This window comes from Aquitalea aquatica (genome assembly GCF_013911085.1).
GTDB lineage: Bacteria > Pseudomonadota > Gammaproteobacteria > Burkholderiales > Chromobacteriaceae > Aquitalea > Aquitalea aquatica.
In genome coordinates, this window is record NZ_JACERN010000042.1 from 102,928 (window position 1) to 117,519 (window position 14,592).

The 14,592-nt window shown below is 59.8% G+C and carries 15 protein-coding genes and 1 pseudogene; 14 read left to right on the plus strand and 2 right to left on the minus strand.

What is annotated here, in order from left to right:
• Nucleotides 1–2: 2 nt before the first annotated feature.
• A complete protein-coding gene (locus H2Z84_RS18160; RefSeq protein ID WP_181837200.1) occupies nt 3–1,784 on the minus strand; it encodes a PAS domain S-box protein in 1,782 nt (593 codons plus the stop codon).
• A 559-nt stretch (nt 1,785–2,343) separates the two neighbouring features.
• Here H2Z84_RS18160 and H2Z84_RS18165 point away from each other — a divergent pair.
• Nucleotides 2,344–3,741 carry an amino acid permease gene (locus H2Z84_RS18165; protein ID WP_181837201.1) on the plus strand — a complete coding sequence of 466 codons (1,398 nt, stop codon included), beginning with the start codon at nt 2,344–2,346 and terminating at the stop codon, nt 3,739–3,741.
• An 81-nt stretch (nt 3,742–3,822) separates the two neighbouring features.
• Here H2Z84_RS18165 and H2Z84_RS18170 read toward each other — a convergent pair whose 3' ends face one another.
• Entirely contained in the window at nt 3,823–4,599 is a 777-nt protein-coding gene (locus H2Z84_RS18170) for a cysteine hydrolase family protein (RefSeq protein WP_181837202.1), read from the minus strand.
• A 242-nt stretch (nt 4,600–4,841) separates the two neighbouring features.
• On the opposite strand from H2Z84_RS18170, the gene H2Z84_RS18175 reads away from it, so the two are divergent.
• The 13 genes and pseudogenes from H2Z84_RS18175 to epsC all read left to right on the plus strand — a co-directional run bounded on the left by H2Z84_RS18175 (nt 4,842) and on the right by epsC (nt 14,414).
• Nucleotides 4,842–5,048: a hypothetical protein gene (locus tag H2Z84_RS18175; protein WP_181837203.1), complete on the plus strand. Its 207-nt coding sequence runs from the start codon at nt 4,842–4,844 to the stop codon at nt 5,046–5,048.
• A 186-nt stretch (nt 5,049–5,234) separates the two neighbouring features.
• Nucleotides 5,235–5,825 (plus strand): NADPH-dependent FMN reductase, encoded by a 591-nt coding sequence (gene ssuE, locus H2Z84_RS18180; protein ID WP_181837204.1) that lies wholly within the window; start codon nt 5,235–5,237, stop codon nt 5,823–5,825.
• A gap of 11 nt (nt 5,826–5,836) precedes the next feature.
• Nucleotides 5,837–6,772 (plus strand): sulfonate ABC transporter substrate-binding protein, encoded by a 936-nt coding sequence (locus H2Z84_RS18185; RefSeq protein ID WP_181837205.1) that lies wholly within the window; start codon nt 5,837–5,839, stop codon nt 6,770–6,772.
• Between the two features lie 55 nt (nt 6,773–6,827).
• Nucleotides 6,828–7,967 carry an FMNH2-dependent alkanesulfonate monooxygenase gene (gene ssuD, locus H2Z84_RS18190; RefSeq protein ID WP_181837206.1) on the plus strand — a complete coding sequence of 380 codons (1,140 nt, stop codon included), beginning with the start codon at nt 6,828–6,830 and terminating at the stop codon, nt 7,965–7,967.
• A gap of 9 nt (nt 7,968–7,976) precedes the next feature.
• Entirely contained in the window at nt 7,977–8,768 is a 792-nt protein-coding gene (ssuC, locus tag H2Z84_RS18195; RefSeq protein WP_181837207.1) for an aliphatic sulfonate ABC transporter permease SsuC, read from the plus strand.
• Between the two features lie 10 nt (nt 8,769–8,778).
• The gene (locus H2Z84_RS18200; protein WP_258869477.1) at nt 8,779–9,570 is read left to right on the plus strand and encodes an ATP-binding cassette domain-containing protein; all 792 of its coding nucleotides are present in this window, start codon (nt 8,779–8,781) and stop codon (nt 9,568–9,570) included.
• Nucleotides 9,571–9,593: 23 nt separating this feature from the next.
• Nucleotides 9,594–9,812 (plus strand): TOBE domain-containing protein, encoded by a 219-nt coding sequence (locus H2Z84_RS18205; protein ID WP_103525746.1) that lies wholly within the window; start codon nt 9,594–9,596, stop codon nt 9,810–9,812.
• A 221-nt stretch (nt 9,813–10,033) separates the two neighbouring features.
• A pseudogene (locus H2Z84_RS18210) lies at nt 10,034–10,765 on the plus strand (methionine ABC transporter ATP-binding protein); the annotation flags it as partial.
• A gap of 51 nt (nt 10,766–10,816) precedes the next feature.
• The gene (locus tag H2Z84_RS21610; protein WP_374556928.1) at nt 10,817–11,047 is read left to right on the plus strand and encodes an NIL domain-containing protein; all 231 of its coding nucleotides are present in this window, start codon (nt 10,817–10,819) and stop codon (nt 11,045–11,047) included.
• Nucleotides 11,044–11,721 (plus strand): methionine ABC transporter permease, encoded by a 678-nt coding sequence (locus tag H2Z84_RS18215; RefSeq protein WP_181837210.1) that lies wholly within the window; start codon nt 11,044–11,046, stop codon nt 11,719–11,721. The genes H2Z84_RS21610 and H2Z84_RS18215 overlap by 4 nt, the downstream gene beginning before the upstream one ends.
• Nucleotides 11,722–11,828: 107 nt before the next feature.
• The gene (locus H2Z84_RS18220; protein ID WP_181837211.1) at nt 11,829–12,617 is read left to right on the plus strand and encodes a MetQ/NlpA family ABC transporter substrate-binding protein; all 789 of its coding nucleotides are present in this window, start codon (nt 11,829–11,831) and stop codon (nt 12,615–12,617) included.
• Nucleotides 12,618–12,888: 271 nt separating this feature from the next.
• Entirely contained in the window at nt 12,889–13,416 is a 528-nt protein-coding gene (locus tag H2Z84_RS18225) for a rhodanese-like domain-containing protein (protein WP_181837212.1), read from the plus strand.
• 41 nt (nt 13,417–13,457) lie between these two features.
• A complete protein-coding gene (gene epsC / locus H2Z84_RS18230) occupies nt 13,458–14,414 on the plus strand; it encodes a serine O-acetyltransferase EpsC (RefSeq protein WP_181837213.1) in 957 nt (318 codons plus the stop codon).
• The last annotated feature ends 178 nt before the right edge of the window (nt 14,415–14,592 follow it).

Here is a 14,592-nt window from a genome sequence, read left to right on the forward strand (position 1 = left end):
GCTTACTCCCGGATGAGGTCTGGAATGGTCAGGGTGAAGCAGCAGCCCTGGCCTGGTGCCGTCTGCAGCGTGAGGGTGGCTTTCAATTGCTCGGTCAGCATGGGTAGTAACTGAAAGCCCAGGGTAGTGGTGCTGCCCAGCGTCACGCCGGGCGGGCAGCCCTGGCCATTGTCGTAAATCTGCAGCACGACAGTAGCGGCACTGAGCATGTGAATTTCCACCTTGCCGGGGCTGCCGGGCGTGAAGGCGTGCTTGCAGGCATTGACCACGATTTCGTTGAGAATCAGCCCGAAGGGAATACTGTTTTGTAATTCCAGATAGGCCTCGTTGCCCTCGCGCTGAAAGCTGAAGGCGATATGGCTGCCATAACCGGTGCTGACGTCGCGGAGCAGATGGATCAGGCGCTCGATATACACCGACATCGGGATACGGGAGAAGTCATTGCGCTCATACAGCAGCTGATGAATCAGTGCCATCGAGCGCACATGGTTCTGACTGTCCAACAAGGCTTTATTGACTTCGGCGGTGGCATTGCGCGATTGCAGGCTGAGCAGGCTGGATATCACCTGCAGATTATTCTTTACCCGGTGATGCACTTCGCCTAGCAGCACGGTCTTTTCTTGCAGCGCTTTTTCCAGGTCCAGCTTGGCGTAATAGCGATCGGAGACATCGGAAATACAGGCCAGAGTCAGCAGTTCGTCGCCAACCTGCATCGGATTCAGGCCAATCTCGCAGGGGAATTGCGTACCATCTCGGTGCTGGGCAAACAGGGGTTTGCGATTGGCCATGCCGCGCGCTTCGGGCTGGCGGAAGAAGCCGCTGACATAGCTGCCATGCTGGCTGCGAAAGCCTTCCGGCAACAGTTGGTCCAGCTTTTCACCCACCAGCTCGTGCCGGCTGTAGCCAAACAGCTGCTCCATGCGGGTGTTGATCAGGCGAATGGTACCGTGCGGGTCCACCATCATCAGCCCGTCCGGCGTGGACTCCACTACTTCGCGAAAATAGGTTTCGCTGATCTGCAAGGCCTGCTCGTTCTGCTTTCTGGCGGTGATGTCGATGCCAGAGGCGATCAGGTTGCAGATCTGTCCCGCATCGTCCATGAGTGGGGTCAGCATGAAGTCGATGGTCATGCGGCTATCGTGCTTCATGCGTACCACCACGTCGTAGCGTATGGTTTCTCCAGTGGTTGCGCGACTGATGGCCTGGCGTAGCCCGGACTGGATGTCCGGGTGGTAATTCCACCAATAGCAGTCCCAGAATGGTTTGCCTTGCACGTCGGGCAAATCAAGCCCGGCTTGTTCCAGTGGTGCGCGGTTGGCTTCCAGCAGGACGCCATCGATACTCAGCACGCCGACAAAGGTGAACAGGGCGTCCAGTACCTTGCGGATACGTTCGCTGCTGCTGCGTATTGCCATTTCCGCCTGTTTTTTCAGCGAGACGTCTTCCACCATGGCGATGATGCCGCAGGCTTTGCCGTCCTTGTCGAAGCGTGGATGGTAACTGGCATTCCAGTAGGTCATGCGGCCGGAACCTGGTGGTATTTCCTCGCTGGCTTCGAAATCGCATTCGGCCACGCCGCTGCACATCACCTTGTGCATGATGGCTTCCAGCGCCGGGCCGGCCAGCGGCAGGATGTCACTGGGCTTGCGGCCAAGATGCTGGCTGGCGGGCAGGCCATTGGAGTTGGCCAGCCGGCGGTTGATGTGCTGGTAGCACAGCTGACTATCCAGAATCGCAATGCCGATGGGAGAGGTTTCCAGCAAATCCGCGACCAGTTTTTCCATGCCCTTGTCCCGCTATGCCGTGTATGGCGGCTGAATAGTCATTATGGGTAACGAAAATGAGTATTGAAAGTATTGTATTGGGCATGTGTGGGTCGATTAATACCGCTATTGCCCACATGGTTTTGTAGAAATAGGCAAAAATCAGGCATACGTACCCAGCCTGGCTGCTGCCTTGTGACCGCTTCCGTATCGCGAATTGCTGCTGGCTGGTGCCAACTGCGCTTGCTGCTGTTGCGGTGAGGTAATGGCTGAAAAATTTTCTGGCCGTCTTGAATGATTTTGAATGGGAGGTGTGGAGTTATTTTAAATGCGACGATTATTTTAATCTGGTTTGAATATATTCATTCGGATTGCCGAATAAATAAACGTATTGGTGTTCGGATTTTCGAATTAATGCTTTTCTGTGCAAATGGCCATAAAAACCGCGTTGCGCCGAATATATGAACTGGTTAGCATTCACCCGTTGTTAGATCAAAGATTATCAGCGTGCCGCTTGACAGAATATTGTCGCGGCTTTGATAGTCGCTAATAAATATGTGAAACCAACGGGAAAAACATCGTGTCAGAAAATCAAGGTGACAAAAAGCTGCAGCGCGGGCTTGAGGCACGGCACATCGAGCTGATCGCCCTGGGCGGTACCATCGGTGTCGGGCTATTCATGGGTTCGGCCAGCACGCTTAAGTGGACGGGGCCTTCGGTATTGCTGGCTTATGCCATTGCCGGCGTATTTATCTTCTTCATCATGCGCACCATGGGCGAGATGCTGCATACCGAACCGGTAGCCGGCTCGTTTGCTTATTACGCCTATAAATACCTTAGCCCCTACTGGGGTTATCTGACAGCCTGGGCTTACTGGCTGATGTGGATTGCGGTGGGTATTTCCGAGATTACCGCCGCCGGGGTTTATGTGCAGTATTGGTTCCCCTCGATGCCACAGTGGGTACCAGCCATTGCCTTTGTCGGCATTCTGGCTGCGTCCAATCTGCTGGCGGTACGGCTGTATGGCGAGTTCGAGTTCTGGTTCGGCCTGATCAAGATCTCCACCATCGTGGTGATGATTCTGGTGGGGCTGAAGCTGATTCTGGTAGGTGGTGCAGACATGCCAGCTATCGGCTTTGCCAACCTCACCGCGCATAGTGGTTTCTTTGCCGGTGGCTGGCAGGGCTTCCTGTTTGCCTTGTGCCTGGTGGTAGCGGCATACCAGGGGGTGGAGTTGGTAGGCATTACTGCGGGTGAGGCCAAGAACCCGCAAGTTACGCTCAAGCGCGCCATCAACAACATCATCTGGCGCATCCTGATTTTCTATGTCGGTGCCATCTTCGTCATCGTGGCCATCTACCCGTGGAACCAGATTGGCAGCAGCGGCAGCCCCTTCGTGCTGACCTTTGCCAAGGTGGGCATTGCCGCCGCAGCGGGTGTTATCAACTTCGTGGTGCTGACCGCAGCGCTGTCCGGCTGCAATAGCGGCATCTACAGCTGTGGCCGCATGCTGTATACCCTGGCGCAGAACAAGCAGTTGCCGTCTTTCCTGGCCAAGGTGTCCAAGGGTGGCGTACCGGTCAATGCAATTTGGGTGACCATTGCCTGTATCGGCCTGGGTTCAGCGCTCAACTACATCATCCCGAATCCGGAACGTGTATTCGTATATGTCTACAGTGCCAGCGTGCTGCCGGGCATGGTGCCCTGGTTTGTGGTGCTGGTGTGTCAGGCGCGCTTCCGTCTGGCACACAGTGACAAGATGGCGGCTCACCCCTTCAAGTCCATCCTGTTCCCCTTCACCAACTGGCTGACTATTGCCTTCCTGGTGTGCGTGCTGTTCGGCATGCTGGTGAACCCGGATACCCGCGTATCGCTGTTTGTCGGTAGCGGACTGCTGCTGGCGGTATCGCTGGTGTACAAGATGTTCAATCTGGGGCGTCATCACCAGCCGGCCACCGTGGTGGTCGAGCGGGATTGAGTCATGGTTGCGGCATGCGCTAGCGTGCCGATGCAAGCAGCAGGGCGTGCCAGCGGGCACGCCCTTTTTCATGGTGAAATTTCAGGAAAATAGGGTAGTGCTGTGTTGCAGACGGGCTCCCAGTCGGCTGATTTCTGCGACAAAGTCCTCCGCCTGCTTTTCGAATCCTGGCACCGGGCTACTACAGTCTTGCAGCAGGATGAGTTTGCGGGCGAAGTCCGGCCCCAGATGACGCAGCAGGCTGCGTACCGAGCTGGCCACGCAGTGGGACAAGGCTTCGCCGGCGATCAGAATATGGTCGGCTGCCAGCAGTGGTGCCAGTTGGCGGCTGTCGAAACAGGTGGCGGGGTCGTCGGCACGCGGCACATCGGCCTCGAAAGCAGAAAAATGCTCGGTCAGCGGGTTAAGCCCCTTGAACAGCAGCTGCATCACCCGCTGTCGCTGGCATTCCCACTGTTGCAATGCCTGGTTCAGATCCTGCTGGATATTGTGTCCCCAGCTACCGACCAGGCAGTGCGGTGGCCACACATACAGGCTGCTCTGTTGCAGATAAGCGCGGACCTCGGCCAGCAGCACCGGGTTGGCCGGCAACCAGTGCCCGCTATCGACATCTGCCAGGCTGATCTGGGTGTGCAGCGGTTGCTCGCCATGCGGGCCGCGCCAGAAGGCCGGATGGGCGATGTCATAGCGATGATGGCTATCCAGCGTCACCGTGATGCCGTCCAGCTGCGTGCCATGATGGCTGATCAGCTGCGCCAGCCGCTGCAGATCGGCATTGGCTCCGCTGACGGGTAGCGCCGATTGCGGCAGGTCACAGAAATCGTTCTGGGGGTCGATGATCAACAAATGATGGCGCATGGTGGGCTCGCGGCTTGGCTGGGCGGATATTGTGCGGCAAGCGCTGCTATTTGGACAGGGTGGTTGCAGGCCGCCATGACGGCCATGGCGCAATCTGTTGGGCCACGCGGCGCTGGCCTGGCACCGTGGCTGGATTGGTCTCGTTGCTGCTGCCAGTTTATCTGTTTGAACCGAGCATGCTTGCCATGTCATCGACTTCAGGCATTATAAATTTTCATTTCAATGACTTTGAAGGAGTGGTTATGGGATTGCTGGATACCCTGGGTGAAGTAGCCGGTGCCATTGCTGCGGTGGAAGCTGCGGAGAAGCTGGATCCCGATGCGGGTCTCCTGACCAAGGGCATTGCTGCCGTGGCTGGTTTCAAGGGCGCAGGAGCACTGGAAGAAATGCTGGAGAAGAAGGACGAGAGTGCCAGCGAAGACGGGCAGGGCGACCAGGCCCAAGCCTGAGCGATTGATCTGCCAGCCCGTGCCGACAGCCATCGGCACGGGCTTTTGCAAGCCTGACGCTAAGCAAATCATGTTGTTTCATTAGCTTTTTTACTGCTAACAAGTTTATTTATTCTTGGTTATGGATATAAAAGGGCTCTGCTAAGGTGCTGTTCATTGACATGACGCACTGCGGAAAACCCACCCATGACCGTTCTCGCCATTCTCGGCAGCCCCAGCAAGAATTCGCGTACCGCCCGCCTGATCGAGCGTAGCCGTGTCGCGCTGGCCGCACTCGATATCGAGCTGCAAACCCTGTCCATTCACGATTTTCCGGCTGATGCCCTATTGCATGGCCAGTTTTCTCACCCGCAAATCCAGGACTTCCAGCAAAGGGTCAGCGCGGCCAGCGGCCTGATCATTGCCACCCCGGTGTACAAGGCCGCCTATGCCGGCGCGCTCAAGGTGCTGCTGGACCTGATTCCCGAAGGCGGCCTGGCCGGCAAGCCGGTATTGCCACTGGTCAGCGGCGGCAGCCCCGGCCATTTGCTGGCGGTGGATTACTCCATCAAGCCCGTGCTGGCGGCACTCAAGGCCAGCGCCATCCATCAGGGCGTGTATGCGGTGGAGTCGCAAATCGGCGCCAATGCCAATGGCGAGGCCGAACTGGCCGAGGAGCTGGAACAGCGCCTGCAAACCGCAGTGCACGAATTCGCCGCGCTGCTGGGGGTGAATGCCCCGGCCCCGCATGCGCCGCGCTATGCCAACGATTTCATTTCCCGGCTGATCAGCCTGTAAGGAGCGCCAGCATGGCCATTTCCCTGTTGAAGAAAACACTGGGCCTCGCCTGGCTGGCTGCCGTTTCACTATCGGCCCAGGCGCTGGAGCTGAATGTCGGCTACCAGAAAAGCGCTATCAATCTGGTGTCGCTCAAGGCGCAGGGCACGCTGGAAAAACAGCTGGCACCGCTGGGGGTGACGGTGAAGTGGTATGAGTTCCAGGCCGGGCCGCCGATTCTGGAGGCCATGAATGCCGGCAGCGTCAGCATCGGCATGACCGGTGATTCGCCACCGGTATTCGCCCAGGCTGCCGGAGCCAATATCGTGTATATCGGCCAGGAACCGTCCAAGCCGGAATCATCGGCCATTCTGGTGCCCGCCGGTTCGGCCATCAAGAAGCTGGCCGACCTCAAGGGCAGGCGCGTGGCCTTTACCAAGGGCTCCAGCGCGCACTATCTGACGGTGGCGGCATTGAAGAAAGCCGGGCTGCAATACAGCGACATCACCCCGGTATACCTGACCCCGTCCGAAGCACGTGCCGCCTTCGAGCGCGGTAGCGTGGACGCCTGGAGCATCTGGGACCCGTACTATGCAGCGGCCACTCGTGCCGGTGGTGTGCGGGTGTTGTCCAGCGGCAAGGGCTTGAGTGCCAACAATACCTTCTATCTGGCGGCGCGTGACTTTGCCCAGGCTAACCCGAAGGTGATTGCCATCGTGTTCAAGGCCCTCACCGACAACAATAAGCAGCTGCGTGGCGATGTGCAGCAAGTGGCGAAAACCCTGTCCGGCTACACCGGGCTGGAGGCGGAAACCTATGCCGCCATGCTCAGCCGCCATCCGGACTACAGCGTCAGCTACGTCAACGCCAAAACCATCCAGCAGCAACAGCAAGTGGCCGACACCTTCCACGCACTGGGCCTGATTCCCAAGGCCATCAAGGTGCAGGACGCGGTGTGGAAGCCCTGAGCCCAGATCAAGAACACATTAAAAACAAGACAAAATGAAGACAGGAACAACAGACATGCAGATTTTCTGGTTTTTCCCCACCCATGGTGACGGACGTTATCTGGGCAGCCCGGAAGGCGCGCGCACGGTGGACCTGGACTACCTCACCCAGATTGCCCGCGCGGCCGACAGCCTGGGTTTTGATGGAGCACTGATTCCCACCGGCCGTTCGTGCGAAGACCCGTGGGTGACTGCCGCTACCTTGATTCCGGCTACCCGCAAGCTGAAATTCCTGGTGGCGGTACGTCCCGGCATCATGTCGCCCACGGTGGCGGCACGCATGGCTTCCAGTTTCGACCGCCTGTCGCAAGGCCGCCTACTGGTGAATGTGGTGGCCGGTGGCGACCCGGTGGAGCTGGCCGGTGATGGCAGCTGGCTGAGTCATGACGAACGTTACGAAGCCGCCAGCGAATTCCTGCATATCTGGAAGGGCGTGCTGGCCGGTGACAAGGTGAATCTGGACGGCAAGCACATCAAGGTGAGCGATGCCCAGTTGCTGTATCCGCCGGTGAGCAAGCCGTATCCGCCGCTGTACTTTGGTGGGTCATCGGATGCTGCGCATGATCTGGCTGCCGAGCATGTGGATGTCTATCTGAGCTGGGGCGAGCCTCCTGCTGAAGTAGCCAGGAAAATTGCCGACGTGCGCGCACGGGCAGCAAAGCTGGGCCGCACGGTGCGCTTTGGCATCCGTCTGCACATCATCGTGCGCGAAACCAACGAAGAGGCCTGGGCTGCGGCCGACCGGCTGATCAGCCGTCTGGATGACGCCACCATCGCCAATGCGCAGAAAACCCTGGCGCGGGCCGACTCGGAAGGCCAGCGCCGCATGGCTGCGCTGCATGGTGGCAGCCGTGACAAGCTGGAGATTTCGCCCAATCTGTGGGCCGGCATCGGCCTGGTGCGCGGCGGCGCAGGCACGGCACTGGTGGGCGATGGCCCCACCGTGGCAGCGCGCATGCAAGAGTACGCCGAGCTGGGCATCGAAACCTTCGTGTTCTCCGGTTACCCGCATCTGGACGAGGCCTATCGCGTGGCCGAGCTGCTGTTCCCGCATCTGCCGGACCGTCTCCAGGCCAGCCTTGGCCAGCAGCCGGCAGGCGAGGTGATGGCCAATCAGCTGTTGCCCAATGAGACCCGCCTGGCGGCGGCCTCCTGAGGAGCTCCCATGTCACGTTCTGTCTCATTCGCACGTGGGCTGTGGCAAGGCCTGCTGCCCTGGTTGGTGCCGCTGTTGTTGGTGATCGGCTGGCAGATCGCCTCGCTGGCCGGCTGGCTGAATCACCGGGTCTTGCCGGCGCCCAGCGAAGTGCTGGTGGCCTTCTGGCAACTGCTGGTCAGTGGCGACCTGTTCCGCCATCTGGCGGTCAGCTTTGCCCGGGTGGCGGCCGGCTTTGTCATCGGTGCCGGCCTTGGCCTGTTGTTTGGCCTGCTGACGGGGGTGTCACGGCTGGGCGAGGCGCTGTTTGATACCACCTTGCAGATGCTGCGCAATATCCCGCCCTTGGCCATCCTGCCGCTGGTGATCTTGTGGTTTGGCATTGATGAGTCGGCCAAGGTGTTTCTGGTGGCGTTTGCCGTGCTGTTTCCGGTGTATCTGAATACCTATCACGGCATCCGCTCGCTGGACCCGCAGCTGCTGGAAATGGCGCGCAGCTACGGTTTGAGCGGCCGCGAGTTGTTCCGCCAGGTCGTGCTGCCGGGGGCACTGCCATCGATTCTGGTGGGCATACGCTACGCACTGGGCATTGCCTGGATCATCCTGATCGTGGCGGAAACCCTGTCGGCTACCAGCGGCATCGGCTATCTGGCGGCCAATGCCCGCGAATTCCTGCAAACCGACATCGTGGTGCTGTCCATCCTGCTGTATGCCGCACTGGGCAAGGTGGTGGATGTGGCGGCCCGTTTGCTGGAAAAACGCTGGCTGCGCTGGCATCCATCCTATTTCAAGGCGGCCTGAGGAGAACATGATGAAACTGGATGATCTCAAGACCGGCAACCCGATTTTGTTGCAGGGCCTCAGCCGGCGCTTTGGCGAACGACTGGTGCTGGATCAGTTGGATTTGCAGATTCCGCAAGGCCAGTTCCTGGCCATTGTCGGCCGCTCTGGCTGCGGCAAGAGCACCTTGCTGCGGCTGTTGGGTGGGCTGGATCAACCCGATGGCGGCCTGTTGCAGCAGCCGGCCGGGCAGAGTGTGCGGGTAATGTTTCAGGAAGCCCGCCTGCTGCCATGGAAAAGCGTGCTGGACAATGTGGCGCTGGGTTTGCCGGCCAGTCGTCGTGGCGAGGCCGAGCAGGCTTTGGCTGAAGTAGGGTTGGCTGACCGGGCGCAGGAGTGGCCGGCCCGGTTGTCCGGCGGTCAGCGCCAGCGGGTGGCACTGGCACGGGCGCTGGTGCATCAGCCCTCGCTGCTGTTGCTGGACGAGCCGCTGGGTGCACTGGATGCACTGACCCGGCTGGAAATGCAGGGCCTGATCGAGCGGCTGTGGCAACAGCATGGCTGCACCACGGTGCTGGTGACGCACGATGTTAGCGAAGCCGTGACCCTGGCCGACCGCGTGGTGTTGCTGGAAGAGGGCCGGGTGGCGCTGGATTTGCCGGTGGAGCTGCCGCGCAGCCGCACTCATGCCGACCCGCGCTTCGTCGCACTGGAGCAGCACATCCTGCAGCGCGTGTTGCAGGGGCCGTCATTCAATACGCCGCTAATTAATGAAGCACCGCTCACGTCGCTGCATTTCTCGCAGCTGCACTGGGCCTTGTAACCCTATTACACAGAAAGCAGAGCATGAGCATTCAATCCATTAATGTACGCAACCAGTTCAAGGGCGTGATCAAGGAAATCATCGAAGGGCCGGTGTTGTCTGAGGTGGACGTGGAAACCCCATCCGGCATTGTTACCTCGGTGATCACCACCCGCTCGGTGCGGGAGCTGCAACTGAAGGTGGGCTCGCCGGTGGTGGCTTTTGTCAAATCGACCGAGGTCTCCATCGCTACGCTGGCCTGAGCTTGACAGGGCGGCTTGCTAGTCCGCCATTACCCCCTGCGCAGTCAGGCAGGTGTGCAACTTGTCTGCTGTATCCAATATTCTCTAAAACGATATACAACGAAATTTTTATTATTTTTGGTTTGGGCGTACTGCCGCTAGACTTGCCACTCCTGACGGGTTATCCCCCGTCGCTCACCCGCTTTCTGCCTGATCAGGGCAGGGGATAGAACGCAGACGGTATGATAGAAGTACGCAATCTCAGCAAACATTTCAGCCATGAAGGCCGCCGCATCGCCGCACTGGACGATGTCAGCCTGCATGTGGCCGCCGGCGAAATCTACGGCATCATCGGCCGCTCGGGGGCCGGTAAAAGTACCCTGATTCGTTGCCTCAACCTGTTGGAACGCCCCGATAGCGGCACCGTGACCCTGGGTGAGCAGGAGCTCACCGCCCTGCCGGAAGCTGCACTGCAGCAACGCCGCCAGCGCATCGGCATGGTATTCCAGCATTTCAATCTGCTGCGTTCGCGCACCGTGGGCGGCAATGTGCGTTTCCCGCTGGAGCTCGCAGGTACGCTGAGCCCGGCACAAATGGACGCGCGGGTAGACGAATTGCTGCAGCTGGTGGGCCTCGCCGATCACAAGGAAAAGCGTCCGTCGCAATTGTCCGGCGGGCAAAAGCAGCGCGTGGGCATTGCCCGTGCGCTGGCCAACCACCCCGACCTGTTGCTGTGTGACGAAGCAACGTCCGCGCTGGACCCGGAAACCACCGATTCGATTCTGGCCCTGCTGTCCGACATCAATCGTCAGCTTAACCTCACCATTGTGCTGATCACCCACGATATGCGGGTGATTCGCCAATTGTGCGACCACGTGTCGGTGATGGATCACGGCAAGGTGGTGGAAAAGGGCAGTGTGCTGGATGTGTTCCTACAGCCGCAGCATGCCGTCACCCGCAGCCTGCTGGCCGAAACCGGCTTTGGTCAGGGCGAACGGGTGGAAGCCTGGCGTGCACGTATCGGCGTGCCGCTGCTCAAGCTCACCTTTGTTGGTGAACCCACGCTCAGCCCGGTGCTGGACAAGGTGGGTCGCGAAACCGGCCTGCGCGTCAATCTGCTGAGCGGCACCCTGAGCGAAATCCGTGACACGCCTTGCGGCCAGCTGCTGGTGGGCGTGGTGGCGTCTGATGTGGAACTGCCGGCACTGCCGGAGATTTTTGCCCGCGAGGGTGTACGTTGCGAGGTGCTGGCATGAGCGGATTCGACCCAAGCCTGTTGTTGACGGTGGACTGGCCGGAAATCGGCGGGGCCACGCTGGATACCCTGACCATGCTGGGCGTGTCCCTGCTGTTTACCATTGTGTTCGGCCTGCCGCTGGGCGTGCTGCTGTACATCAGCGCACCGGGCCAGCTGCGCGCCCGCCCGCGCCTGTATGCGGTACTGTCTTTCCTGGTGAACGTGCTGCGCTCGCTGCCGTTTGTCATTTTGCTGATCGTGCTGATTCCGCTCACCCTGCTGCTGGTGGGTACCTCCATCGGCGTGGCCGGTGCCATTGTGCCGCTGGTGGTGGGGGCCATTCCCTTCTTTGGCCGCCTGGTGGAAAACGTGCTGCGCGAAATCGACCGTGGCGTGATTGAAGCCAGCCAGTCCATGGGGGCCAAACTGCCGCAGATCGTGTTCAAGGTGCTGTTGCCTGAGGCTATGCCCGGTTTGATCGGCGCGGCTACCGTTACTGCTGTGGCGCTGGTGGGTTATACCGCCATGTCCGGCGTGATTGGCGGCGGCGGCCTGGGCGATCTGGCCATCCGCTATGGCTATCAGCGCTTCCAGACCGAGGTGATGATCGTCACCGTGGCCCTGCTGCTGGTGTTGGTACAAGCCCTGCAAACAGCCGGCGACGCCTTGGTGCGCCGCTGTCGCTTCGGCTGAGTCAGCCGCCAGCACATTACTGCATTCCCTTTGTTGTGAATCCCTGTGCAGCCGGAGTTTGCCGGCTGTATGGACCCCCTTTGCCCATTGATCTGGAGAAAAAAACGATGAAACGCGTTTCCAAGCTGTTTGCTGCCCTGAGCCTGAGCGTGGCCGCCCTGGCCGTGCACGCTGAAAATGTAAAGCTGGTGGTTGCTGCCTCGCCGGTGCCGCACGCTGAAATCCTGGAAGCCCTGAAGCCCACCCTGGCCAAGCAAGGTGTGGATCTGCAGGTGAAGGTGTTCAACGACTACGTGCTGCCCAATACCCAAGTAGAGGAAAAGCAGCTGGATGCCAACTTCTTCCAGCACATTCCGTATCTGGACAAGTTCAACAAGGACCGTGGCACTCACCTGGTGGTAGCTTCCAAGCCGGTACACATCGAGCCGTTTGCTGCTTACTCCAGCAAGTACAAGAAAGTGGCTGAGCTGCCGCAGGGCGCTACCGTGGCCATCCCGAATGACCCGACCAATGCCGGCCGTGCGCTGCTGCTGCTGGATCAGGGCGGTGTGATCAAGCTGAAGGACCGCAAGAACATCTACCCGACCACCAAGGACATCGTGTCCAACCCGAAGAACATCAAGATCAAGGAACTGGAAGCCGCTACCCTGCCGCGCGTGCTGAACCAGGTGGATGTTGCGCTGATCAACGCCAACTACGCGCTGGAAGCCAAGCTGAACCCGAAGAAAGACGGCCTGTTCACCGAAACCACTTCGCCGTATGCCAACCTGCTGGTAGCCCGTCCGGACAACAAGAACAGCGCCGCTATCAAGAAGCTGGCTGCTGCGCTGAACAGCCCGGAAGCCAAGAAGTTCATCGAAACCAAGTACCAGGGTGCGGTGATTCCGGCTTTCTGAGCCTGATTTACAGTATCTGATTGCACCAAACGGGATGGCTACGGCCATCCCGTTTTGCATTTCAAGACATCCCATGCGCGCTTTCTACTGCTTTTGTAAGCAGCTGCCATGACTGAAAGCGACGATTCGTTTTGTTATGCCAGAAAATGCCATAAGTGCGGTGTGGTTATCGATTTTCTTCATAACAAGTGCAGATTTTCTTGCTTAGTCGCCAGCTTGTCGCCGCGTATATTCATTGGCAACAGACACGGCGCCAGCCAAGGAGACAAGCATGAGCCAACTGCATTCCACCATCAGCACCACCCAGGCTGGCCCGACCGGCCATCAACTCAGTGCCACTGATGCCGTAACGGCCAGTACCGAACTGCTGGAAATCGCCCGGCTGCGTGCGGCAGACAGTGGCCTCGCCTATACCGGTGCGCTCTATCCGCTGGAGGCCTGGTCACTGGTGGAAGCCGGCGTTGCCACGCTGGTGGATGTGCGCACCGCTGAAGAGCGCAAGTTTGTCGGCCAGGTGCCGGATTCGCTGCATGTGGCCTGGCAGACGGGCACGGCGCTGATCAAGAATCCGCGCTTCCTGCGCGAGCTGGAAAGCAAGGCTGGCGGCAAGGATAGCGTGGTGGTGTTGCTGTGCCGTAGCGGCAAGCGCTCTGCCGCCGCTGCCGAGGCTGCTGCCAAGGCTGGCTTCACCCAGGTGTACAACGTGCTGGAAGGCTTCGAGGGTGATCTGGACAGCCAGAACCAGCGCGGCGATGTAGGCGGCTGGCGCTACTGGAATCTGCCCTGGCAGCAGGACTGATTGTTTCTTCCTCCGCGCACCACGAGACAGCGAGTACTGCCATGAATGATCTGGTCCGTCCCTTTAATCCCGCCCAGCCAGTGGTGCATGACTGGCATCTGGACAGCGTGGTCAGCGCCCTGCATGCGGCACGTGCCGACTGGCGGCAAAGCCAGGGCCGCTTGCGTGATTTCAGTACCCGCGAGTTCCCCTCGCGCACGGCATTGCGCGACATTGTGGCTGCACTGGTGGCGGCACTGTTTCCGATGCGGCTGGGGCCGCCGGGACTGCGCGACAGCAGCGAGGATTTCTTTGTCGGCCATAGCCTGGCCGTGGCACTGGATGCGCTGGTGGCGCAAGTGCAGCTGGAGCTGCGCTATGGCGCCAGATTAAGCGGCCAGCCTGGCGCGCTTGGCGAGGCAGGGCTTGAGGCGCAGGCGGTGGCCATCATCCAGCAGTTTGCTGCCGCCTTGCCCGATCAGCGCCGCCTGCTGGATGCTGACATCACCGCCGCCTGGCAAGGCGATCCGGCAGCCCGCAGTGTGGACGAGGTATTGCTGTGCTATCCGGGCATCAGCGCCATCCTGCATCACCGCCTGGCGCACTTACTGTACCGCGCTGGCTTGCCCTTGATTGCCCGCATCATTGCTGAAATTGCCCATGGTGAAACCGGTATCGACATTCATCCTGGTGCGCAGATTGGTGCTGGTTTCTTCATCGATCACGGCACCGGCGTGGTGATCGGCGAAACCGCTGTCATCGGTGCGCGGGTGCGCTTGTATCAGGCAGTCACCCTGGGCGCCAAACGCTTCGAGCAGGGCGAGGATGGCAGCCTGCTCAAGGGCCAGCCGCGCCACCCCATCGTGGAGGACGATGTGGTGATCTACGCCGGTGCCACTGTACTGGGTCGCATCACCATCGGGCGTGGCTCCAGCATCGGCGGTAATGTCTGGCTCACCCGCAGTGTGCCGCCGGGTAGCCAGATTACCCAGGCCAGCCTGCAGGCAGCCCCCCCGTGAGCAGCTAACAAAAACCCTGCTGCTGCGTTGCGCCGCCTTGCCGTACTACTTGTACTGTCTGCGGCGGCCCGCCTTGCCCCAGGGGCGCTACGCTATTTTGTTAGCCGCTCTTAACCTCACCACTATTCACTGTTTGACCACCTCGCCACGCTGCATGGACAGCGGGCAGGGCGGAGCT